This window comes from Exiguobacterium sp. KKBO11 (assembly GCF_001644945.1).
In the GTDB taxonomy this organism is placed as follows: Bacteria; Bacillota; Bacilli; order Exiguobacteriales; family Exiguobacteriaceae; genus Exiguobacterium_A; species Exiguobacterium_A abrahamii.
Genome location: NZ_LUCU01000055.1, coordinates 98,610 through 120,715, shown reverse-complemented (window position 1 = coordinate 120,715; position 22,106 = coordinate 98,610). Strand labels below are relative to the sequence as shown.

The following is a 22,106-nucleotide window of genomic DNA, read 5'->3' as shown; positions in this document are numbered from 1 at the left end:
GCGAAACGAATACTTGAGCAACTAGGGGAGCTGGAGGAATCCGGCTGAGAGGAAAACCAATCTGTTTTCGACCCTATTACCTGAACTGGATAATACCAGCGTAGGAAAGTTGAGCCGAACGGATACCGGAATGCGTGTATAACGCTTTCGTATAGCGTCGACTGCTTTTTTACAGCGGTCGACGCTTTTTTTGTCGGTCACGACTCCCTTACATTGCTCGATGGGAAGGTGAAAAGAACATGAAACATGTACTGACGATTGCGGGATCCGACTCCGGTGGTGGGGCTGGGATTCAAGCAGATTTAAAAACATTTTCGGCTTTAGGCGTTTATGGAATGAGCGTCCTGACAGCCGTCACGGCGCAAAATACGTTGGGTGTTCAAGCGGTGGAAGAGTTATCCCCAGAAATCGTAGATGCCCAGTTAACGTCGATTTTTTCAGACATTCGTGTCGATGCGATTAAAATTGGAATGGTCTCGAATGCGCATACGATTCGTGTCATTGCTACACATCTCCGCAAACAGACAGTTCCGATCATATTAGATCCCGTCATGGTCGCTAAAGGTGGTCATGCCCTATTGCGGACGGAAGCTGAACAAGCATTGATTTCAGAACTTCTACCGCTTGCGACACTCGTCACACCGAATTTACCGGAAGCGGAGCGTTTAACAGGACGATCAGTGACCAATCTAGATGAAATGCGATTGGCGATGCATCAATTGGCTACACAGACAGGGGCAGTATTACTAAAAGGTGGACATCTCTCAGGAGCTGCGACGGATTTGTTGTTTGATGGGGAAGTGGAACACCGCTTCACATCGGAACGGTTAGACAATCAACATACTCATGGAACTGGTTGTACCTTATCTGCGGCGATTGCGGCGCGGATGGCGCTTGGAGAAGATTTAACAGATAGCGTAAGACAGGCAAAGAGCTATGTCACGGAGGCAATTCGTCATGGATTTGCTCTCGGACAAGGTATTGGACCGACACATCATTTTCACTCACTTTGGAGGGATACACATGTTTACGACCATTCTTGAACACAAACCACTCATTCACCATCTGACGAACACGGTTACGATCAACGACTGCGCGAACGTCACACTCGCTGTTGGAGCATCACCCGTTATGGCGGAAGACATTCGTGAAGTAGAAGAGATGATTAGACTCGCGCAAGCTCTTGTCTTAAACATTGGTACGATCGATGCAGACATGCAAGCAGCTCAACGACTCGCAGCACGTGAAGCGGGACGTTTGAATGTCCCGATCGTTCTTGATCCAGTTGGAGCAGGGGCAACGGCATTACGTACTGCCTTTTCTAAAGAACTCATTGATCTCGGGTGTACGGTCATTAAAGGAAATGCTTCTGAAATCAAGACGTTACTTGGGGAAGATGGGCGAACTAAGGGAGTCGATGCTGCGGGAGATGCAATGATGGATCGAGAAAGTATTCGTGCATTCGCTCGCAAACACCAATCTGTCCTCGTCGTGACAGGTCCGAACGACTACATCACAGATGGAACGCGCGAAATGGAATTACATGTAGGAACACCACGTCTGGGAGACATCACGGGTACAGGCTGCATGACGGCCTCCTTGATTGCGAGCTTCCTCGGTGCAGGATATACGGCATTTGAGGCGGCTGTCCACGGGACATTCGTCATGGGAAAAGCAGGAGAACAAGCAGCCTCCGCGCAAGGTCTTGGTGATTTTAAACGAGAGTTGTTCAATGCCATCAGCCTCATGACGGTGCAAGATCTGGTGGAGGTGACAGAACGTGTCAATTAATTACTCCATCTATGCAGTGACGGATCGTCGGTACCATCCTGGAGTCGCGATCGAGACGGTCGTTGAGGAAGCCATTTTAGGTGGTACAACGATCGTGCAATTACGGGAAAAAACAGCGCAAGGAAAGGAATTCTTCGATCAGGCAGTTCGGTTGAAAGCACTCACGGATCGACACGACATTCCTTTGATCATCAATGATCGGATTGATATCGCGTTACTCGTCGGAGCTGGTTTGCATATCGGACAAGAAGACATTCCTTTAACCGCAGCACGTCGCCTTTTACCAGATGCCGTGATTGGTGTGTCGGTAGCAACCGTTGCACAAGCGATTGAAGCAGAACGAGACGGAGCATCTTATTTAGGCGTAGGCTCTCTATTTGCGACGTCATCCAAAGCGGACGCTAATTCCATGTCGCATACGATGCTTCAGGCGATTCGGGAAGCTGTACGATTACCTCTAATCGGTATTGGTGGAATCACAGCAACGAATGTCTCCTCTCTGCCCATCCCGTTGGAAGGGTATGCCGTCATCTCAGAAATTTTCGCTAAAGAAGATCGGCAACTCGCTGCGCAGCAAATGACAGATGCTGTGCGTGAATGGCATCAATCACTTCAGAACAGGGTATAATCCGTTCAGAGGTGATTGTATTGAAATGGCAGACAATCCGTTTTCGCGGCTATTGGATTCGATATCGGTTAGAACCACAAATCATTCGAGTCGATAATCAGGGGATCTACCATCTAGGAAAAGTCTTATTTCCACATCCTAATCGTATATCTTATGAGATGGCCCTTTTATTGAAAGAAAAGTATGAAAGACGCTACAAACGTCCGTTGTATATTAAAACGAGCTCGATTGCGACGGAAATTTGGGGACATACTCATTTAGATATTTATTACCGGGCACTTCTTCGTCTACCGATTCCGACTCGGCTTCGTCAACGTTATACGAACCGATTAGAAAGCACGAAAATCATTGACATCGGCGTACGCGCTGTCGATCAAAATCGAATTGTCTGGGATATCGGAGATTACGTAGGAGGATGGTTCGTGTTTTGGCTCATTCGCAGACGAATGCGCTGAACTTGCAATGTCCCGTTTCTCATGGTGCAATATAAGTAGAAACGAGGTGACGGACATGGACATTCCCCGTTGTGAAACGATTGCGATTGATGAACAACGTGCGTCTGAAATCGGACATATCGTTGATACGATTCCGACGCTTGAAATCGGAAAGCTATTTAAGATTCTTTCGGATGCGACACGACTGCGAATCGTTTATGCGCTGACGATCGAAGAAGAACTATGCGTTTGTGATGTCTCGGCCTCTGTCGACTGTTCGATCGCGACAGCGTCGCATCATCTTCGATCTTTGTTGAAACAAGGACTCGTCAAGTTTCGAAAAGACGGTAAAGTCGTCTATTATTCCTTGGATGACCATCATGTGTCATCGCTTGTACATATGGCGATGGAACATGTACAAGAGGGAAAAGCAATGCCTGAATGAGTCTTTAGAATAAACGAAAAGCGCAGCTTTAGCTGCGCTTTTCGTTTATTCTAAAGACGATTGTTCTGATCCTTTTGGAGCGAAGTGGTGGAAGAAAAAGACCGTGGCACTAATCAATAAAAAGGACAGGATGGAGAGAGCGAGACACATCCATTTATATGTAGCGATTAAAGTATCTGATTGTTGTAATTTGGCTTGAAGCGTTTTATACAAATCATCTTTCACACGGGATAAGTCTTCGAGAATCGTTTGAGTCGTCTGAGTCGATTGTCTAGCAAGACGTTTTGCGGCTGTTGGACTTTGACGTTCATAGACGACAAACACGCGTTCAATTTCAGACTCCCAGACATTGTTGCGGCGAAGGAGATCCTTAATCGTCCCTGGAGTAGTCGACGATTGGTTCAGACTATTGCGCAAATCATGGATTTTAGACGTTGAAAAGTAATATTGTTCGATATAACGATTATCTTCATACAATAAGAGACCACGAACCGCATTGGCACGATCTCGATTGTGTTCGACCAACTGATCTACCTGATTGATTAACGGTATATCATGATCCTTCATTTGCTCGGTCATCGTTGCAATCGTCCGATAACCGGATAAAGCATAGATGATCGGGATAGAGGCGAATAAGCTGATCAAGAAAATCAGCAGAATACGCTGACGCCAAAGAGAGTGCATGCAATCATTCCTTTAAATAAAAGACATGTCATAAGCTTAACTACTATCGTAAAAAAAGTGAAGCCTGTCTATTTTTTGAATAGGGATAATGACTGAAAAACTGAATAATACTAATAAAAAAGCAGGAAAGATGATGCAATACGAGAAGCTGTTTTAAGAAGATGAAAAAAGCACAGCTAAGCTGCGCTTGGTGTTAAAACGAATACGAATGTTCTTTGTAATTGCCAAAAACAGTATGGATTTCCGAAAATGTAACGAATGCATTCGGCTCGACAGAAGAGACGATTTCTTGCAAACGGACGATTTCGTTATTTTGAACGACGACATAGACCATTTTTTTCGTTCGGTTGGAGTATCCTCCACGTGCATCGAGAATCGTGACACCACGACCGAGTTCTTTTGTAATGACTTCATTGATTTCATCTGCTTTCTCACAAATGATGATACATTGCTTAGAAGCAGAATAGAAACTGTAAACCGTCTGAAGGGCTTTCGCACGAACAAAGCTCATGATGAGAGCATACATAACGTGTTTAAGATCGAATACCCACCATACAAGGATGTAAATGACAAGATCTTGCATCAGAAATATACGAGGAAGTGGCCAGTTATGAAAACGAGCAAAGAAAAACTTTCCAAGAATATCAAGCCCTCCAGTTGAAGCACCACCGAAGAAGATCAATGCCATTGCAAGACCAGAGACTAGACCAGCAAAGATGGAAGCGACGAGCGGATCGTTTAGAGATTCCGGAACGATTTGAGTCGGGATCCAGTCAATTAAAAAGGAAGAAGCAATGACAATAATTCCAGATAAGAACATGAATCGTTTGCGTAGGAAACGGAAACCTAAAAGGAAGAGGGGAATGTTTAAGAGCAATTGCGTTAATCCGATTGGCGTGTGGAAGAGCTCTTGAATAATGAGCGTGATCCCCATGATACCGCCTGATCCGATATCATTTGGAGATAGTAGTAGGCTGATGTAAAGGGAATACAGCAACGTACCAATGATTAAGAAACTGATTTTTTCAACTCTCTTTTTCTGTGGGTGTGTTGTAGTCATGGCAATATGATGAGTGACCTCATGCTCCTCCTTCTGTGAGTATCTGCATGCAAGAGTACGCTCATATGCATAAAATTTCAACCCTTCTTATGAAAAAAGATGAAAAAGGGTATGTTTTTTTAGGAAGGTGATGAAAATGAAGAAAATGTTATGGATTCTTGGTTGTATCTGCTTAGGAATACTAGTTGGGATTCGTCTTTTCGAACAACCCAATGAAAAAAATCAATCATCCATTTGGCATGATGGTGATCTTGTAGCGAGACAAGTGGGTGCCTCGATGATGAATACGGTAGCGGTTCGTCAATTAGCCGAACAACTTCCGTTCTCATCAGAATTAAAACAGGTAGATGTCGAAGGAGAATCGTTACGTCTTGCCTATGAAGTGACAGGAAAAGAGCGACAAGCTTGGATTGGTACCGATACCGGGACACTACAGGTGAATCAGGATTTTTTAAAGGCTCGGTTATCTAAAATTCTGATGCATCATACGCTTGTTTTATTTTCAACGATTCCTGATTTGACCAATCTCGAAATTCACTACACGGATCCGTATTCAGATGCAGATTTTACGATGGACCGGAAAACATTCGACGCCTACACTCCGACCGATATCGAACGAGCTACTTCCTCTTCTAGACGCTTTAATCGTGTCGTCATTGATGGTTATGTGCTCGATGCCTCAAGACGAAACACCTTCTTTGAACGCTTCGCATCACGACTACAGATCCAAACTAATTAGTTGTATAAAGCAAGAAAAGGCATTTTTCACAATCTCGACACAATGATATCGTTTACATCTCGTTCTTTTATAAAAACGATAAAACAGGTCTATTCAATACTTGAACATCTTTTAAGATGGAAGTATGATAATAAATGAACAAACATTGTGAAGTGTTGAACAAAAGAAAGAGAGGTTTCTACGATGAACGAGGTAGAAGCATTAGAAGGATTACGGAATAAAGCAATCAAGTCGACGCGCATGCTACAAATGCGTCCTCTCGAGTACTTAGTTCGTGCCATGTTAGCGGGAATTTTCATTGGATTTGCAATTATTTTTACCTTAAAAGCAATTAACGGTCTATATATGGCGGAGTCACCTGTTGCGACACTTGTCGGTGGACTGACCTTCGGAGTGGCGCTTGTCCTGATCGTTTACGGTGGGGCAGAGCTGTTCACAGGAAATACGATGTATTTCACGACGGCGACGATGCGTGGCTATACGACGAAGATGGATACGATGAAGGTCTGGTTGATCTGTCTAATCGGAAATGGACTTGGCGGATTAGCGTTTGCGCTACTCTTTTCCCAAACAGGAATCATCCAAGAGCTTGGTATGAACAACTGGTTATTTTCTGTCTCAGAGACGAAGATCCACCATACGACGTGGGAAATCTTCACACGAGCTATCTTCTGTAACTGGATGGTCTGTTTAGCGATTTTCATTCCGAAAAATATGAAGAATGAATTAGCGCAAATCATGATGATGATGGTACTTGTTGCAGTATTCTTCGCATCTGGATTTGATCACGTCATCGCCAATATGGCATTGTTCTCCATTGCGTTAGTCGTACCACACCCGGATACGATCACATTTGCCGGAGCGATGCATAACCTGTTACCCGCTCTAGCTGGAAACATCATTGGTGGAGCTGTCTTCATGGGAATGATCTATACGTGGTTGAATAAAGAAAAACTAGAGGTAGATGAATCACGTCAATCCACGACACCTGTTCATATCGCTTCGAAGCAAAACGCATAAAAAAGGGCAGCTGTTGCGACAGCTGCCTATTTTTATTCCATATGTTGAAAGCGATCGACGTCTGCAGCCAGTTCTTCATAAATCGTTTCGACGATCTGTGCATCATCGAAGAGCCCGAGGACGTTATCGTCCGGTAAGGCGTCAACAGGAGACGTGAAGTACAGAACGGCCGTCAATAACAATTGTTCCTGCTCCGCATGCATTTCGAATTTTTTCTGATAGAGAGCACGAAGCATTTCAAGCAGTTGTTTTAATTGAAAATAAAGGACGAGTTCTGCCTCGCGTTCGATGTCCGAGCTTTCTGTAGACGCAATATCTTGCGTCAAGTGCGCAAGTCCGATTTCTGCTCGAACTAACAATTCTTGCTGTGCTTTTTCATCACCAACGAGGTCGAGTGCCTGTCGGTGAAAATACGTATAAGCCGATTTAAAATCGCCGGGTGTGAATTCCATGGTGATGCCTCCTTCTCTTCTCTTTCTAGTTTCGCCTTATTTCTTGCAAAATTGCAACTATTTCGTGAAAATAAAGATACAAGAAAGGGGATTACATAATGCCGACACAAGCAGAATTACAACAATACGCGTCTTTAGCCGTGCGTACGGGAATTAATCTACAACCAGGACAACAACTCGAGGTTCGTGCAGGAATCGAAAATTTGCCGCTCGTTCGTGAAATCACGCGTGTCGCCTACGAAGTAGGAGCTACGCAAGTATATGTACAATGGTCGGATGATGAGATGACGAAAATCCGTTATTTCGATGCACCGGAAGAGTCGTTTGATACGTTCCCAGATTGGTTAAAAGCACGTTACGACCAACTGGCAGAAGAAAAGACTGCGTTCTTATCGGTCGTTAGTGAAGATCCAGATTTATTGAATGGCGTTGACTCGAGCCGAATCGCACGTGCGAATAAAGCAGCCGGTGTCGCTCTTGCTAATTGGCGGAAGTTCGTCATGAGTGACAATGTCAGCTGGTGTGTCGTAGCAGCACCTTCTGAAAGCTGGGCGAAGAAAGTATTCCCTGATTCAGAGAATGCCGTTGAAGAGCTCTGGTCAGCTATTTTGAAAGCAACACGTGCCGATCAAGCAGATCCGGTCGCTGCATGGGCGGATCACGATCATAATCTGCGTTCAAAAGCAAAATTCCTGACAGAGAAGAAATACAAAACATTGCACTACACAGCTCCAGGAACAGAATTATCAATCGAATTACCAGAACGTCATGTTTGGTTAGGTGGCGGTGGTCCGAATGCAGATGGTGTTGATTTCATCGCGAATCTGCCGACAGAAGAAGTGTTCACATTGCCGAAAAAGACAGGAGTCAACGGACACGTCTCGAGCACAAAACCACTTAGCTATAGTGGGAACTTGATTGATGAGTTCACACTCTGGTTCGAGAACGGAAAAATCGTTAAAGCGGAAGCAAAACAGGGTCAAGAAGCATTAGATGACTTGATTTCACTTGATGAAGGTGCACGTTATCTCGGAGAAGTTGCGCTCGTACCACACCGCTCGCCGATTTCTGACTCGGGTATTCTATTCTATAATACATTGTTCGATGAAAATGCTTCATGCCACTTAGCGATTGGTCGTGCGTACTCGACATGTCTCGAAAATGGTCCAAGCCTTTCAGCAGAAGAACTAGAAGCACAAGGCGCGAACGACTCGATGACGCATGTCGACTTCATGATTGGATCAGCGGATCTATCGATTGAAGGAGAACTTGCAGACGGAACGCGTGAATCAGTCATGCGTGACGGAAACTGGTCGATCTAAACGAACAAAAAGGTGAGTCCGAATACGGAGCTCACCTTTTTCGTAAAATGATTGATTATGCTTCTTCACCGATGATTTTCACTTCTGTCTCAAGTAAGATACCGAATTTTTCTTGAACGGTTTCTTGGACATGACGAATGAGCGCGATATAGTCGGATGCTGACGCATTCTCGACGTTGACGATGAAGCCAGCGTGTTTCTTCGACACTTCAGCGCCACCGATGCGTGTTCCCTGTAAGTTACTATCTTGAATCAGCTTACCTGCAAAATAGCCTTCTGGACGTTTAAAGACGCTACCACAAGAAGGGTACTCGAGTGGTTGTTTCGTTTCTCGCTTATGCGTCAAATCATCCATGACTTCCTTGATCAATGCTGGGTCACCCTCTGTTAACGCAAATCGACCTTCGAGGATGATGTATTCTTTCTTCGAGAAGCAACTTGTCCGGTATCCCAGTTCGAGTTCATCATGCGAAATGTTCAACAGTTCTCCTTGTCGTGTCAATACAGTAGCGCTCTGGAGGCAATCCTTGACTTCACCACCGTATGCTCCCGCATTCATGATCAATGCGCCACCAATCGTTCCTGGAATCCCACAAGCGAATTCAAGACCGCTGAGCTGATGCGCGTAAGCTACACGAGAAGCTTCGATGATTGCTGCGCCACTTTGAGCGACGAGTTCATGTCCTTCGACCGAGATGTCGGTTAACTTCTCAAAGGAGAGGACAATGCCACGGATGCCACCATCACGAACGACAAGATTCGATCCGTTTCCAAGCAAGGTCAAGGGAATACCTTGTTCGTAAGCATATCGGACGACAAAAGCCGTTTCTTCATAAGAGGTTGGAATGATGAATAAATCCGCGATTCCTCCCATTTTTGTATACGTATGATATTTTAAAGGTTCATTGATTAGTACGGACTCTTTTGAAATCCCTTCATACAGTCCTGTCATTACTTGTTCAGTCATTATGGTCTCAGTCCTTTTCGTGAATTCCTACTCAGCGCTCATGCGCTCAAAATATATTTTAACATTAATCGTGCGGTCGTTGTTCAACATACTGTTCCCAAAATACCGACTTATGCCGGGAATTGCAAGCACTAGGGAGTGAATGTCATCGATTAGTAATGAAAAATGTCACAAGGAAAGCAGAGTCAGGAAGAGGAATGAAGCGAAAAGAACTCGGGAAAAGAGAAGTATAGAAGGAGGCGATGACGATGGAAAGTGAACGTTTATGGATGCGACCGTTCGAAGAAGAGGATTTCAGTTTTTATAAGTCGCTTGTCCAAAATGAGCAAGTCATGCGTTATATCAATGGAGGTACTGCCCTGAGTGAAGATGAAGCACGAGAGTGGTTCGAACGGCAATTGGAGCGATACTCGGATGAACGACAAACTGGTTTTTTACTGTTGTTCAAAAAAGAAACGAATGAACCGATTGGTTTCGCCGGATTATTGATGCAGGAAGTGGATGGAATTGAAGAATTAGAAGTCGGTTATTGGCTTGAACCGAAGCACTGGAAAGTCGGTTATGGTCGTGAAGCAGCGAAACAACTAATGATGGAGGCGTTCAACCGAGGGCATGATCGAATCATCTCGATCATTCATCCCGATAATCGTGCTTCGCAAAATGTCGCTCGTGCCAACGGGCTGAACTGGGAAAAAGATACGATTTTTAGAGGTATTCCCGTCACGATCTACGCAGGACAATTATCACGACTTTGTCGTAACTAAAGAGGAGAGCTTTTTATGTACGAATTTGAATTCGAGTCTTTTCATCACATGACACCTGATACCTTATATGCACTTTTGAAATTACGCACGGATATCTTCGTCGTCGAGCAGGAGTGCGCGTATCCGGAGCTAGATGATCAAGATCAACAAGCGACGCACCTGGTCGTACGGAGTGAGAGCGGTCAAATCGTCGGATGTCTTCGGATATACGATCATCCGACAAAAGGAATAGCGATTGGACGGGTAGCCGTTCATCGTGCACACCGGTCGGTTGGGTTAGCGAGACAAATGATGGAGAAAGCGATGGTTCATTTGCAGAAAGAAGCTGCGATCTACTTACAGGCACAAGCACACCTAGAAGGGTTTTACGGATCGTTTGGTTTCGAAACCGTATCCGAACCTTATTTAGAAGATGATATTCCACATGTGGACATGCAGTTTCACGTAAAGGATTCGAAAAAAGACTTCACGTCAACGATGGATGAACCGATGAATAAGTAGAATGAACTTTTTTCGGAGGTGGATCAGTCATGAAGAAAGTGCTGGTCATTTTCGCTCTTAGTCTAATTGGCATCCTATCTTTAGGAGTCGGTATTTCGTATGCTCAATTGCAGGGAAACTATCGTGACTCTGAAAAAGAGTTGATGACGATTTTAGAGCGGCAACATGATTTATCAGCTTCCTCCTTTCTTGAAGTGCGCGCATCATTCTCTTTACGACATCGACAAATCATACACGTTCGACTTCGGGGCGAACCTGCCATCACATACGAGTTCATTCAACCAAAGGATGAACTCGAATACCTGGGGTCTGTCGGAACAAGTGTTGAAAAGACAGGAAAACAAGATGCTGTCTTTCGAAACGCTCATTTAAAAGTTGGTAAAAAATAAAAAGTGGAGGATCTTCCTGAAACGACGGAAGATTCTCCATTTTTTGCTTTCAAGACGATAGGATATTGCGTACACTACGAAGAGATACTGGAATGAGGAGGTCGAGGGAATCATGTGGAAACCCTTTATAAAAAATCAATCAATTGCACCGGCGTTACAAGCCTTCCGGGAACTTGACATCGAAATGTTTCGGACACATGTTGCCCAACTGAACGATGCGGAACAACAGGCCTTACAATTCATTAAGCGTGCGCTAGAGCAGGATTCACCTGCTCATTTGAAAATAGCGCTTGAAATGAAACAACCACTCGTCGAGGTTGATCGTCTGTTTCAAACACTCGTCACGTGTCAAAATCGTCAGCAGTTACTCGAAATGCTGCTAGCAGACGGTCTGGACGTCAATCAAGTCTATACACTTGAAGGGCATCGCTCGATCGTCCGCCAACCCCTTCACTTTCCGGTAGGTCTATATGCGGCGCGCCATTCCGAGTTGTGGGCACTTGTTGCTGAAAAGCTGGACTTTACTTATACGATGCATCTTCAACGCAGTGATCAATTCATGGAGACGCATGAATTGAATCTGCTGGATCTCGTCTTATTGCTCGATATCGAAGAAGAGTTGACGATTCGAGTGCTTGATCAGCTGTGCGAATGCAAGGCGACCGTTGGACTTGCAGAACGATTACAACGTCCCGCTTCACCATTGCTACTAAAGACGATTAAGGCGGATGCCTATTTGCCGACGTTTGTTTATGCTAAACATTATTTCCCGTTTTATGCGCTGATCGGACGGCAAACCGTACTGTTCCAATCTTTATTGAACCGTGTGATGCAAGCATCCATTGCTTCTGAAATTATTGAAGATGCCTTGCTTGCTTTTCATAACCACCAACCCGGACTTGCCTTGACATGGGGAGATGCCTATATCGAACAGTTATACGAGATGGGGCTAGTGCTTCGTAAAACGGGTCATGTTGATTTTCGAGAAATGGATGAGGAGTATGTGTTGCCTGAATACAAGGGAATCGTCAATCGCCTAAATGATTAACGGAGGCTGATCCGTACTGAACGTATGCCAATGAGAGGTTAACTGGATATCGCAAAACATCGAGGGCTGATACAGGCGTAATACATCTTGTTGTGTTGAGAGAAAAAAGACTTCAAACGTCTGGATGTTTGCACGTCTTAACTTTTCTTGAAATGCATGGAGGATGCGGCTACCGTATCCTTGACGTCTCAGTTCAGGTAGGCACGTGATTTCAAGAAGACGAATATTCTGTCCCTGCTTTTGAAATAATAGTGTACCGACGATTAGTTGCTTATCATAGACTAAGTAAGGAATCGCTTTTCGTTGAATCAACTTGTCTAAATCAGATACCTGATAAGGAAAAAAGTGATGTGTTCCTTGAAGGGCATCGTTACGAAGTGCAAGGTAAGTATCTTGATTCTGTGCATGAACAGCTTTCAAACGCAGCGTAGCAGGCTGTCCCTCTGAGAGGCCAATTAAACGAAACTGTTCGGCATATAAACTATAACCAAGCTCTTTCCAAATCGAAGTTAGAGAAAGATCATGCGGCGGAGAGACTTGTACATGAATATGCCGGCATCCTTGTCGAACGGCATGTAAGTGTAGCAAAATAGCCAGACTACGAAAGGCTTTGATATCAAGGAAGGCGCCGTTCATAAAGTGAACGACGTCATGCACGACATGATATCCAAGCGTCGCTTTCACCTGACCGGATTCGAGGTAGACCCATTGACAATCTTCAAGCGGCTGAAAAAATGAAAAATCATGTGCCTTTTGATGGTACTGTAGAAGTTGATGGACGTGTCGCCTTTGAACATGAGACAATTGATCGTAATACACAATAGGCAAATTAAGTTCCTCCTTTAGCAAAGTGAAGTTGAAAATATCTTGCTTTTATATTACAGGAAATAAAAGGTATTTATATCTTCTGTTTCAAACAAAAAGTAGATGGATTCCTGAAGATAAGAAAGAATCGAGGCAAAATTATCATGAAGTATCTCTGGATCGTCATCGGTTTATCGGGCTGGTTACTCAGCGCGGATATATTGGTAGCCGAAGCGCGTGATCACGATGGACCGGGTGTAAGCAGTTCGACGACATATGGGAATTACGGCGCGGAGGATCATATCATCGTTGATCGGAAGGAACCGATTTATGAAGGATTCGATTCACCGAACGACATGGCATTCCTATTCGCTTGTATTGCATTACTCGCAACAGTCGGACTTGGCATCGTCAATGCCTCCGATTGAAATGAATCTGACTAATAAAAGGCAAGTGACGAATCCATCGTCACTTGCCTTTTATTGTCTACTACGTGTGAACAAGAAGAATCTACTCTTAGAAATGAATTCGTTTTTTTCGACCAACGCGTGCCATTCGTTCGTGTTCTTGTTCGAGTCCGGCTCGTTCGAGGAGATCGAGATAATAACGAAACGGAGTCGAGCGATGCGAAAAATATGGGATGTATTCAGTGAACAGCATCGTCTCCGCTCGTTCTAACGCGCGTAAGGAAATGAGAGCATGTAGCTCTGCGAAACGAATTTCTTGATAGGTGGATAAAGCGTCTGCATCAATCCGAACATGCGACTGTAGTTTTTTTGCATGCGCGTTCAAACAATGGATATATGCTTCTTGATGTTCTGGTTTCTCGCAATGGGCAAGTACAGCAAGCAAAAGATCACTGCGCTCAGTATCGACGTCCATCGGAACCTTCAACGCTGTATAGAGGGCGCGTTCCATCCATTCGACACCATGACTATCATTTTTATAATAGCCGACTAATTCTTGAAAAAAATCGACTTGCGAGACTTTCAATAATCGAAACGGATCATTACTTAAAAATAAAGGTTCTTCCCCGGCAGCCGACGAAAGAAGAAAGAAAAATTCCTCAAAGGCAATACGGGTTCCGTTTTTACGATGAGCATAGTGGCGTAAATGCTTAAGCAGGCGTTTGGCGGTGATATACCAATTCTTTTGTTCGCGAAGCGGTACGATCGGATTCGGCTCAAGGTACTGGAGATCGTATGCTAATTGAATAAACCGTTCCGTCTGAGCAATCGTCTGTTCGACGGTCGGTTGTTCCTGTTCTTTTTGCAAATCCTTATACTTCATGAACTGTGTCAACATGGCGTCAAACTCTTTCTCTTCGATGACTTGTCTCGGGAGTTGACGATAGATTTCGACGATGATATCGCGAAGGGTCGTATCGCCATATTGTTCTAGTAAGAGTCGCAGTTTCCGTATTCTCATGATCGCCCTCCTTCGCAAGAAAAGCACAGTACAACACTATTCAATTCCCGCTTTTTTCATAAACCGAACCTCTTCATTTGCGCTTTTTAGTCAGAGACGACTATCTTAAATAAGAAGACTCATTACAGAAGGGGACGATTACACATGAATGAAACCATTCAACATTTACTCAACCACCGGTCAATCCGGAAATTCAAACAACATCAATTAGACGAAGAGACGATTGAAACACTCATAAAAGCCGCACAGGCTGCCTCGACATCCTCTTATCAGCAAGCTTATGCAATCATCGGTGTCGAAGATGAAGGATTGAAACGACAATTAGTCGACGTTGCAAGTGGTCAACAATATGTGGCAGAAAACAGTTACTTCTTCGTCTTTTGTATGGATTACCACAAACATACGTTAGCGGCAGAACTAGCAGGAGGCGACGTGAGCCGGACGATCGAGACGACGGAAGCGCTTGTCGTAGGGGCTGTCGATGCGGGACTTGCCGCTCAAAATTTAGTCGTAGCTGCCGAGTCGCTCGGCTACGGAACGGTCTACATCGGTTCACTACGAAATGATGCTCGTCGTGTCAGCGAACTCTTACAACTTCCAGATCACGTCGTACCATTATTTGGAGTCGCGGTCGGTCTTCCAGATCAACAACCGGGTAAAAAACCCCGCCTTCCGATGGATGCGGTCTTCCACCGGAATACGTATACTGATGACGATACGATGCGTGAGTTACTGACAGGATACGAAGAGTCAACGTCATCGTATTACGGAGAACGGACCGGTGGTCAACGGACAGAAGGGTGGGTCAAACAGATGGCTGCCTCGATGCACGAACCGAAACGGACGTATCTCCGCGAGTTCTTGAAAGAGAAACAGATCGCAAAAGATTGATACGGAGGTATATGAATGCCAGAACATCAACCACACCGCTCTCGCTTGGAGCGACGACGTATGCAGTTAGAAGAGCAAGCTAGACAAGAAGAAGCTTTTTCGAAAGCGTACGCGCCGGACGAATCATTTTCTCAACAATCCTTTGAGAAGCAGCAAGAACCGGCTACGTATCATCGGTATGTCGAAGAGCAACCGCGAGATCGAAAAAGTACATCGCGTCGTTCCGGGAGCGGCATGCTTAAACAGGTCGCACAGATGATCGGGAGTGCCGGATCACGGTTGTTTGCTAATCGGGAACGCTCGAGACGCTCGAGGAAGGCGGGGCGATCAGAGCAATCGGTACAGCAGACTCCTGATGTCTCTTCACGCGAAGCTCATCCTAAAAAAATCAAGAAAAAACGTCGTTTTAAACGAAAGCTTCTTGGACTATTTTTATTGTTGCTCATCGCATTCGTTCTTTTTGCTTCACAACCATTCACGTTCTTGTTGATTGGTAGTGATGCACGACCTGGAGAATCGTTGCGTGGATCACGTTCAGACTCCCTGTCGGTCATGCAATTCATTCCACTTTCTCGAACGATTCAGTTGACGTCGATTCCTCGAGACACGTATACACCGATTTCCTGTGAGAATGGAAAGAAGGATAAAATCACACATGCCTTTGCCTTCGGTGGAGAAGAATGTACGCAAGATGCTGTTTCGGGTCTACTTGATGAAGAAATCGATGGAAAGATCGTCATCTCCTTCGATAGTTTCATCGGATTAGTGGATCAAATCGGCGGAATCGACCTTGTCTCGACAGGAACGTTCTCCGAGCAGGATGCGAGTGGGAAAGCAAATCAGTATTCATTCCAAAAGGGGAAGGAATATCATATGGATGGTGCGATGGCACTTGCCTATTCGAGACATCGAAAAACGGATAATGACGGAGCGCGCGCGAATCGTCAGTCGGAAGTCATCCAAGCCGTCGCGACACACTTGATGAAGCCGACTGGATGGTCGAAAATTCCAGCAGCGCACACGTATATGAAAGAAGAGATGAACCTTGATTTAAGTGTCCGCGAGATGGCAACGGCGGGGTTATCGATTGCCTTGATGTCAGAACGAAAACATTATGAAATCGAAGCCGTCAGCCAACGACTGAACGGGATTTTCTATGACTTACCGAATGAGAAGGCACTGCAAGAACTACGTGATCAGCTCGATACGACGTTTTATGGCACATTGAAGAACTAAAGGGGAGGGGTTTCCTTCCGGTCATTGCGGGTATAAATTGATGTACGTTGCTCCTTTGGTGGATTGTTTTAGGTTATCTCTGAAATCGACGATTTTTGGACATGACATCATGACATTCCACGAAGGTGACTAACTTATCGAGGAGGGACCCCCCATATGAAAGTACTAGTCGTAGGTGCATCCGGTACGATTGGAGCGCGCGTCGTCAAATCGCTTGCCAAGGGTCATCAGGTCACGGTCATCGTTCGTCATGAACATCTGGTGGAACGATTCGAAAAACTCGGTGTCAAGGCGCATTACGTCGATATCGAAACAGAACTCGAAAAAGTCATTGAGCACGGAGTCGCAGGGCAGGATGCAGTCATTTGTGCGGCGACCGCAGGAGTAGACGGCGAAGCAACTGAAATCGAACTGCTGGATCGAACAGTCGCTTTGAAAACAATTGATGCAGCTAAAAAAGCGCGAGTACGTCATTTCGTGCTACTGAGCGCTTATGGTGCAGATCGACCTGAGCAATTCAAGAAAGATGTCTATCCGTTCTATGCTGCTAAGAATGCAGCAGAGGAACAGATTGAACATAGTGGTTTGACGTATACGATCATTTGTCCAGTTTCTATCACAACAGGTGAAGGGCGTGGCTTGATTGAAGCCGATGAAGATTTGAAGGACACGAAGGACGCGACGATTTCGGAAACGGATGTCGCATCGATCCTCGTTGCTTCTGTCGATAATCGATCGGTATTCAATCGACGTCTAGAAGTCAAGGAAGGAAAGACATCCTTGAATGAGGCCTTAGGGGGAGCGGAAGCTGTAGGTAGCGTTAAAGATAACCGTCAAGTCAAAAAACAATTACCACGTTTTAACTAACCGTTTGTCTCGTTAAAACGTGAATTCTCTAAAATAAAGCGAACTCATTTCCGCGTATAAGACGGAAGAGTTCGCTTTTTTGTTGATAAAAGTAGATAGTCGAAAAGAGGAAGTCTGCTACACTGAACAAAGAAGGAGGGGGTTAGATGTGAAAAAACCGTTGATCTATCTGATCCTAGCGATTGCTATTATCGGCATTGCCTATCAAAGTTATCAAACATATGATGCAAAACAAAAAAAAGTGGAGCAACAACAAAAACAAGCATCACAAGGTGGTCTCGAAGTCGGGATGAAAGCCCCGAATCTATCCTTGCGTCAAGAAGGAAAAACTGTCGATCTAGACGAAATCAATCATGATGTCTTTGTCATTAATTTTTGGGCAACGTGGTGTCCACCGTGTAAACAAGAGATTCCAGAACTAAATGCCTTTGCACGACATACAGATATACCCGTCTACGGAATCAATGTCACGACATCAGAACGACGTGTTTCGGATGTTGCTGATTTTCTGAAGCAGACACCTGTTGAATACCCTGTGTTATATGACCGAAAGGGAACGTCAGAAGATGCTTATCGTCTCGTAGCAATGCCAGCAACATATGTATTAGACCGGAAAGGAACGATTCTTTCGAAACACATCGGTCCTGTAACGGAACAGATGTTAAAAGAGATGGTGAAACGAACAGGAGGATGACAATGGAACTCCTATGCCGCAACTGCTCCTTTCAACAAACATTCCAACTCGGTCAACTAGAGGGTTGGCCGACATTTCCTGCTGTCTTGACGCAAGGGGTCGAAGCGTTCATGACAGGTCTCCCGCTTTGGTTCGTTCCGTCGATGCATGAACCGATTTTACAGCGGACGTATGTAGACGACTGGAATCGATTTCGATTAATTCAGCACTATCAACTCCATCAGGAGGAATTAGCGGATGGTTGGGTACCGTATCAATTGGATTTATACTACTGTCCGACTTGTCACCGATTTTCGAATCGATTTTGGTGTGCCCTATTTTTGCAACTAGATGTCGTTCAACCACTTTACGAATGCCCACATGATCAGACGGAACTGGAACGAATCGAAATATCCGATATTGATCACTTTCCTTGTCCATCGTGTGATGGTCACTCCCTATATGTGCGTAGATAAAGCGAAAAAGCCATTCATTTCATGAAAGACTGATGAGAGAAATTCCTTCTCCATAGTCAATGCATGATACGGAATGGCTTTTTATCGATCATCAACCCATTTGCCGAAACGAAAATGTTTGAAAGGAAGAGGGTGATGAATTACTGACATCTAACGTATAGGTTGTACCGTCAAAAATAATCGTATCGCCTAACCTTGCTTCAGGTGGTAAATAACGTCGTGGAATGAAACTTGAACCATTTTCCCATAGTAGGACAGCATACTTGCCGTCAAGTCGCTCCAGCGTACCACGTTTGATCATATTAACTCCTCCCACAATTACATCGAAGTCATCCCTCGGTCGATCAGGAACGTACTCTCTCTCTATCATTCTCTGTAATTTTTAATCTTATGTTTGGTATATTCCCAGTTCATTTCATCTTTACACATGATTCTTTAAAAAAACGTGATTCCAAGCCGTTTTCGTCTTAAATCTGACGTATTTAACAGGAAATAAAGGAGATATTGGAAAGAAAAAAAGACCCGATAGGACATATCGGATCTTTAAAATGAAATAGGCTCAAGAAGCGAGAGATTGTTTTGTTTCGATTTTCGTTGGACGAAGAAATGCGAGTAAAAACGTAAACAATGGTGAAAGGAGTAAAAAGAATGCGAACGGAACGTATGCTGTTACTGGGACACCGAGTGTCGAAGCGAAGAACGCCCCAGAAACACCCCACGGAATAAGCGGATTGACGAGTGTTCCTCCATCCTCGAGTGAACGAGAGAGGAAGCGCGGATCAATCTGACGCTCTTCAAAGATTTTCTTGAATGCTTGACCCGGAAGCAAGATGGACAAGTATTGTTCTCCAGCCATCAAGTTTACACCGATAGACGATAAGGCGACGGATGAAATGATGCTACCATCACGTTTTAGTTTAGAAACGGTCCGTTCAATGACCACGTCAATGACACCGATGCCACGTAAGACACCACCGAACGCAAGGGCGAGCATGACGAGCGACACCGACCACATCATCGATTGCAATCCACCTTTACTAATGATGGATGTGACCGTCTCACTAGAAGATTCTAGTTTTAATCCGTTCTGAATGACGGCCATCCAGTTCGAGATATTCCAGTTTCCTTGTACAAGACCTGTTAACAACAATCCACTTAAAACGCCAGCAACAAGTGTTGGAACGACCGGCATCTTACGTAATGCTAATACCATGACGAGCAACGGTGAAAGCAATGTCCAAGGTGACAAGTCGAACAAACGAGCTAACTCTTGTTGTGTCGTTTGAACAGCAGACGAATCGACATTTCCACTACTACGTCCGAAAATGAAGAATAAGATAAATGTGATCGTGATAGCGGGAATCGTCGTTCCCATCATGAAACGAATATGATCGAACACAGACACATTGACGATTCCGGGCGCGAAATTCGTCGTATCTGATAAAGGTGACATCTTATCTCCGAAACAAGCTCCACTGATGATGGCACCTGCTGCAAGCGCAGGATTAACGCCCAGTGCGATCGCGATTCCCATCAAGGCAACACCGACCGTACCAATCGTTGTAAACGAACTGCCTGTAAAGGTCGAGACGACCATCGCGATCAGAAGAGCGCTCGGTGCGAACCAAGTCGCTGAAAGGGTAGATAACCCAAAATGAAGAAGGGTCGGCACTGCGCCACTCATCATCCAGACCGCGATCGTCATACCGACGAGCAACATGATCAGGATCGGTTTGATCGCTTCACGAATACCTTGAATCATATGGTGTTCGACGTCCTCGAACTTAAAGCCGCGGTAAACGGCATATCCTGAGACGAAAATAAGACTAGACAAGATGGCAAGATGCGGTTCGGCTTTAGCACCGAATAACGCGGACAATAAGATGATGATACTGATTCCTAGGATAGCTGCGGATTCACGGAATGACATGCGCATGCTTCCACCTCCTTATATGAATATGAAAGTATGATAACGCTCTGTTACTAACACGCTTTTATGCACAAAAGCATTGAACAAACGTAATACTAACGAATATTATGGAGGACGTCAACCATAAGAGTGTCGATGAAAAATATAAAAAATCGAAGTTGTGACGATTTTTTGTCGTAAACGCTTTCTTTTTTAGCTCAAATCTTGCACAATAAGAAGTATCAAATGACATTTTTGTGAACGATGAGGAGGATACATATGTTTACATTGATTTTTGTAGTAGTAGTCGCGATCATGGGTGCAGGCGTATTTGGGATTGATCATGTCGTAGCGCAACGTGCGGAAAAGCGTTAAGTAGATGCGTGTAAAAGAAGCGTTGAAGGGACTGTCTTATAGAAGACAATCGCTTCAACGCTTCTTTTTTTGTATAAAAACTAATAAAAATTCAATTGACAGTATAAATATACATATGTTTAAATCGGTATAACATTCTTTGAAGGGGAGCGTACAGATATGAAATGTACCATCATCGGAGCAACAGGATACACCGGAATTGAACTGATTCGCCTACTAGAATCACATCCTTCATTTGAGATCATCTGTTTGATGAGTGACTCGATGGCGGGGGAATCCATGCATGACGTATTCCCATTTATGAATAAAAAAACATATTCCTCGTTATCTTCCTTTTCGGTGGAGCATTTGATGGAAACCGAGACGGACATGGTGTTCTTAGCGACACCGAGTGGGATTTCGAAGCATTACTTAGAACAACTTCAAAACTGGTCCGGTTACGTCATTGATTTAAGTGGCGATTTGAGACTTCCAGCTGAAGCATATGCAACGTGGTATGACAAGGAACCCATTGATGCCCAGTTACAACAAAGAGCAACTTATGGATTACCAGAATGGAATCGTCAAGCTGTTACAGCGAGCAAATGGATTGCGAATCCAGGCTGTTACGCGACAGCAGTTTTGCTTGGACTAACACCATTCTTAAAAGAGAAAAAAATCGATCCATCTCAAATCATCATTCAAGCTTCTTCTGGTCTGACGGGAGCAGGGAAAACGTTGACGGCACAAACGCATCATGTCCATTCAAGCGAAAACGTTCGCTTGTATAAAGTGAATCAGCATCAGCACATCCCGGAAATTGAGCAGGCGCTTTTCGAATGGACCGGATCATCGCATCCGATTACGTTCTCGACTCAACTACTACCGATCAATCGAGGCATCATGGCGATTATGACGGTTCAGCCGTTGATTGATTTATCGGAAACGGAGTGGCGATCCTGGTTGACGGACCAGTATGCAACGGAACCATTCGTCCGAATCCAACAGGCTGATCCGGAAATCAAATCCGTCGTCGGGAGTAATCACTGTGATTTGACCGTTTATAAGGATGATCGGACAGGGCGAATGACCATCGTTTCAGTCATCGATAACATGCAAAAAGGAGCTGCCGGACAAGCCGTTCAAAATGCCAACATTCTAGCTGGTTTTGATGAGACATCCGGTTTAACGCAACAGCCGATCTACATTTAATCAAGAGAAAAA

At 44.6% G+C, this 22,106-nt stretch carries 27 protein-coding genes and 1 riboswitch; of the genes, 19 read left to right on the top strand and 8 right to left on the bottom strand.

The genetic code is table 11. The features are described 5' to 3' along the window. Nucleotides 1–13 precede the first annotated feature (13 nt). A riboswitch (TPP riboswitch) is annotated at nucleotides 14–124 on the top strand. Between the two features lie 115 nt (nucleotides 125–239). The 5 genes from thiD (at nucleotide 240) to AYO36_RS14665 (ending at nucleotide 3,298) form a co-directional block, all read left to right on the top strand. Next, the gene (thiD, locus tag AYO36_RS14685; RefSeq protein WP_064300840.1) at nucleotides 240–1,043 is read left to right on the top strand and encodes a bifunctional hydroxymethylpyrimidine kinase/phosphomethylpyrimidine kinase; all 804 of its coding nucleotides are present in this window, start codon (nucleotides 240–242) and stop codon (nucleotides 1,041–1,043) included. Beyond that, nucleotides 1,024–1,791 (top strand): hydroxyethylthiazole kinase, encoded by a 768-nt coding sequence (thiM, locus tag AYO36_RS14680; RefSeq protein ID WP_064300839.1) that lies wholly within the window; start codon nucleotides 1,024–1,026, stop codon nucleotides 1,789–1,791. The genes thiD and thiM overlap by 20 nt, the downstream gene beginning before the upstream one ends. Then, complete coding sequence (gene thiE, locus AYO36_RS14675; protein WP_064300838.1) at nucleotides 1,781–2,419, top strand: thiamine phosphate synthase; 639 nt, start codon at nucleotides 1,781–1,783, stop codon at nucleotides 2,417–2,419. Before thiM ends, thiE begins: the two co-directional genes overlap by 11 nt. Before the next feature lie 170 nt (nucleotides 2,420–2,589). After that, nucleotides 2,590–2,874 carry a hypothetical protein gene (locus AYO36_RS14670; protein WP_231884728.1) on the top strand — a complete coding sequence of 95 codons (285 nt, stop codon included), beginning with the start codon at nucleotides 2,590–2,592 and terminating at the stop codon, nucleotides 2,872–2,874. A 55-nt stretch (nucleotides 2,875–2,929) separates the two neighbouring features. Continuing rightward, on the top strand, nucleotides 2,930–3,298 hold the full coding sequence (locus AYO36_RS14665; protein WP_050678101.1) for an ArsR/SmtB family transcription factor: 369 nt from the start codon (nucleotides 2,930–2,932) through the stop codon (nucleotides 3,296–3,298). A gap of 45 nt (nucleotides 3,299–3,343) precedes the next feature. Here AYO36_RS14665 and AYO36_RS14660 read toward each other — a convergent pair whose 3' ends face one another. Together AYO36_RS14660 and AYO36_RS14655 are read right to left on the bottom strand one after the other, a co-directional pair. Next, the gene (locus tag AYO36_RS14660) at nucleotides 3,344–3,982 is read right to left on the bottom strand and encodes a CHASE3 domain-containing protein (RefSeq protein ID WP_050678272.1); all 639 of its coding nucleotides are present in this window, start codon (nucleotides 3,980–3,982) and stop codon (nucleotides 3,344–3,346) included. Nucleotides 3,983–4,175: 193 nt separating this feature from the next. Then, entirely contained in the window at nucleotides 4,176–5,042 is an 867-nt protein-coding gene (locus AYO36_RS14655; RefSeq protein WP_029340819.1) for a YitT family protein, read from the bottom strand. Nucleotides 5,043–5,178: 136 nt separating this feature from the next. Here AYO36_RS14655 and AYO36_RS14650 point away from each other — a divergent pair, with 136 nt between their 5' ends. Continuing rightward, nucleotides 5,179–5,781, top strand: a complete 603-nt coding sequence (locus AYO36_RS14650; RefSeq protein ID WP_064300837.1) for a hypothetical protein — start codon at nucleotides 5,179–5,181, stop codon at nucleotides 5,779–5,781. 183 nt (nucleotides 5,782–5,964) lie between these two features. After that, complete coding sequence (locus AYO36_RS14645; protein ID WP_023467197.1) at nucleotides 5,965–6,801, top strand: formate/nitrite transporter family protein; 837 nt, start codon at nucleotides 5,965–5,967, stop codon at nucleotides 6,799–6,801. A gap of 32 nt (nucleotides 6,802–6,833) precedes the next feature. On the opposite strand, the gene AYO36_RS14640 is transcribed toward AYO36_RS14645, so the two are convergent. Further along, entirely contained in the window at nucleotides 6,834–7,253 is a 420-nt protein-coding gene (locus AYO36_RS14640; protein WP_023467198.1) for a YkvA family protein, read from the bottom strand. Nucleotides 7,254–7,351: 98 nt separating this feature from the next. On the opposite strand from AYO36_RS14640, the gene AYO36_RS14635 reads away from it, so the two are divergent. Continuing rightward, nucleotides 7,352–8,575 (top strand): aminopeptidase, encoded by a 1,224-nt coding sequence (locus AYO36_RS14635; protein WP_035398837.1) that lies wholly within the window; start codon nucleotides 7,352–7,354, stop codon nucleotides 8,573–8,575. Nucleotides 8,576–8,630: 55 nt separating this feature from the next. On the opposite strand, the gene murB is transcribed toward AYO36_RS14635, so the two are convergent. Then, entirely contained in the window at nucleotides 8,631–9,542 is a 912-nt protein-coding gene (gene murB / locus AYO36_RS14630) for a UDP-N-acetylmuramate dehydrogenase (protein WP_064300836.1), read from the bottom strand. A 248-nt stretch (nucleotides 9,543–9,790) separates the two neighbouring features. Here murB and AYO36_RS14625 point away from each other — a divergent pair, with 248 nt between their 5' ends. From AYO36_RS14625 to AYO36_RS14610, 4 genes are all read left to right on the top strand, one after another. Beyond that, nucleotides 9,791–10,306 carry a GNAT family N-acetyltransferase gene (locus AYO36_RS14625; protein WP_064300835.1) on the top strand — a complete coding sequence of 172 codons (516 nt, stop codon included), beginning with the start codon at nucleotides 9,791–9,793 and terminating at the stop codon, nucleotides 10,304–10,306. A gap of 15 nt (nucleotides 10,307–10,321) precedes the next feature. Then, nucleotides 10,322–10,807 (top strand): GNAT family N-acetyltransferase, encoded by a 486-nt coding sequence (locus tag AYO36_RS14620; protein WP_064300834.1) that lies wholly within the window; start codon nucleotides 10,322–10,324, stop codon nucleotides 10,805–10,807. A gap of 29 nt (nucleotides 10,808–10,836) precedes the next feature. Continuing rightward, nucleotides 10,837–11,196, top strand: coding sequence for a hypothetical protein (locus AYO36_RS14615; protein WP_064300833.1), 360 nt, complete (start codon nucleotides 10,837–10,839; stop codon nucleotides 11,194–11,196). A 112-nt stretch (nucleotides 11,197–11,308) separates the two neighbouring features. Continuing rightward, a complete protein-coding gene (locus tag AYO36_RS14610; protein WP_064300832.1) occupies nucleotides 11,309–12,244 on the top strand; it encodes a hypothetical protein in 936 nt (311 codons plus the stop codon). Here the strand turns inward: AYO36_RS14610 and AYO36_RS14605 are convergent. Then, on the bottom strand, nucleotides 12,233–13,063 hold the full coding sequence (locus AYO36_RS14605) for a GNAT family N-acetyltransferase (RefSeq protein ID WP_231884729.1): 831 nt from the start codon (nucleotides 13,061–13,063) through the stop codon (nucleotides 12,233–12,235). The genes AYO36_RS14610 and AYO36_RS14605 overlap by 12 nt on opposite strands. A 149-nt stretch (nucleotides 13,064–13,212) precedes the next feature. Here AYO36_RS14605 and AYO36_RS14600 point away from each other — a divergent pair, with 149 nt between their 5' ends. Then, nucleotides 13,213–13,476: a hypothetical protein gene (locus AYO36_RS14600; protein WP_064300830.1), complete on the top strand. Its 264-nt coding sequence runs from the start codon at nucleotides 13,213–13,215 to the stop codon at nucleotides 13,474–13,476. 88 nt (nucleotides 13,477–13,564) lie between these two features. Here the strand turns inward: AYO36_RS14600 and AYO36_RS14595 are convergent, their stop codons facing one another. After that, nucleotides 13,565–14,476, bottom strand: coding sequence for a hypothetical protein (locus AYO36_RS14595; RefSeq protein WP_029340830.1), 912 nt, complete (start codon nucleotides 14,474–14,476; stop codon nucleotides 13,565–13,567). A 144-nt stretch (nucleotides 14,477–14,620) separates the two neighbouring features. Here AYO36_RS14595 and nfsA point away from each other — a divergent pair, with 144 nt between their 5' ends. From nfsA to AYO36_RS14570, 5 genes are all read left to right on the top strand, one after another. Beyond that, nucleotides 14,621–15,367, top strand: a complete 747-nt coding sequence (gene nfsA, locus AYO36_RS14590; protein WP_064300829.1) for an oxygen-insensitive NADPH nitroreductase — start codon at nucleotides 14,621–14,623, stop codon at nucleotides 15,365–15,367. A gap of 15 nt (nucleotides 15,368–15,382) precedes the next feature. Beyond that, nucleotides 15,383–16,603 carry an LCP family protein gene (locus AYO36_RS14585; protein ID WP_064300828.1) on the top strand — a complete coding sequence of 407 codons (1,221 nt, stop codon included), beginning with the start codon at nucleotides 15,383–15,385 and terminating at the stop codon, nucleotides 16,601–16,603. A gap of 156 nt (nucleotides 16,604–16,759) precedes the next feature. Then, nucleotides 16,760–17,470, top strand: coding sequence for an NAD(P)H-binding protein (locus AYO36_RS14580; protein ID WP_058703648.1), 711 nt, complete (start codon nucleotides 16,760–16,762; stop codon nucleotides 17,468–17,470). Between the two features lie 148 nt (nucleotides 17,471–17,618). Then, nucleotides 17,619–18,164: a TlpA family protein disulfide reductase gene (locus AYO36_RS14575; protein WP_064300827.1), complete on the top strand. Its 546-nt coding sequence runs from the start codon at nucleotides 17,619–17,621 to the stop codon at nucleotides 18,162–18,164. A gap of 2 nt (nucleotides 18,165–18,166) precedes the next feature. Continuing rightward, nucleotides 18,167–18,619 carry a hypothetical protein gene (locus AYO36_RS14570; protein WP_064300826.1) on the top strand — a complete coding sequence of 151 codons (453 nt, stop codon included), beginning with the start codon at nucleotides 18,167–18,169 and terminating at the stop codon, nucleotides 18,617–18,619. A gap of 91 nt (nucleotides 18,620–18,710) precedes the next feature. Here the strand turns inward: AYO36_RS14570 and AYO36_RS14565 are convergent, their stop codons facing one another. Continuing rightward, the gene (locus AYO36_RS14565; protein WP_023467214.1) at nucleotides 18,711–18,920 is read right to left on the bottom strand and encodes a DUF3006 domain-containing protein; all 210 of its coding nucleotides are present in this window, start codon (nucleotides 18,918–18,920) and stop codon (nucleotides 18,711–18,713) included. 258 nt (nucleotides 18,921–19,178) lie between these two features. Next, the gene (gene nhaC / locus AYO36_RS14560; protein ID WP_064300825.1) at nucleotides 19,179–20,555 is read right to left on the bottom strand and encodes a Na+/H+ antiporter NhaC; all 1,377 of its coding nucleotides are present in this window, start codon (nucleotides 20,553–20,555) and stop codon (nucleotides 19,179–19,181) included. A gap of 507 nt (nucleotides 20,556–21,062) precedes the next feature. Between nhaC and argC the strand changes: the two genes are divergently transcribed. Next, nucleotides 21,063–22,094 (top strand): N-acetyl-gamma-glutamyl-phosphate reductase, encoded by a 1,032-nt coding sequence (gene argC / locus AYO36_RS14555; RefSeq protein WP_064300824.1) that lies wholly within the window; start codon nucleotides 21,063–21,065, stop codon nucleotides 22,092–22,094. Nucleotides 22,095–22,106 lie beyond the last annotated feature (12 nt).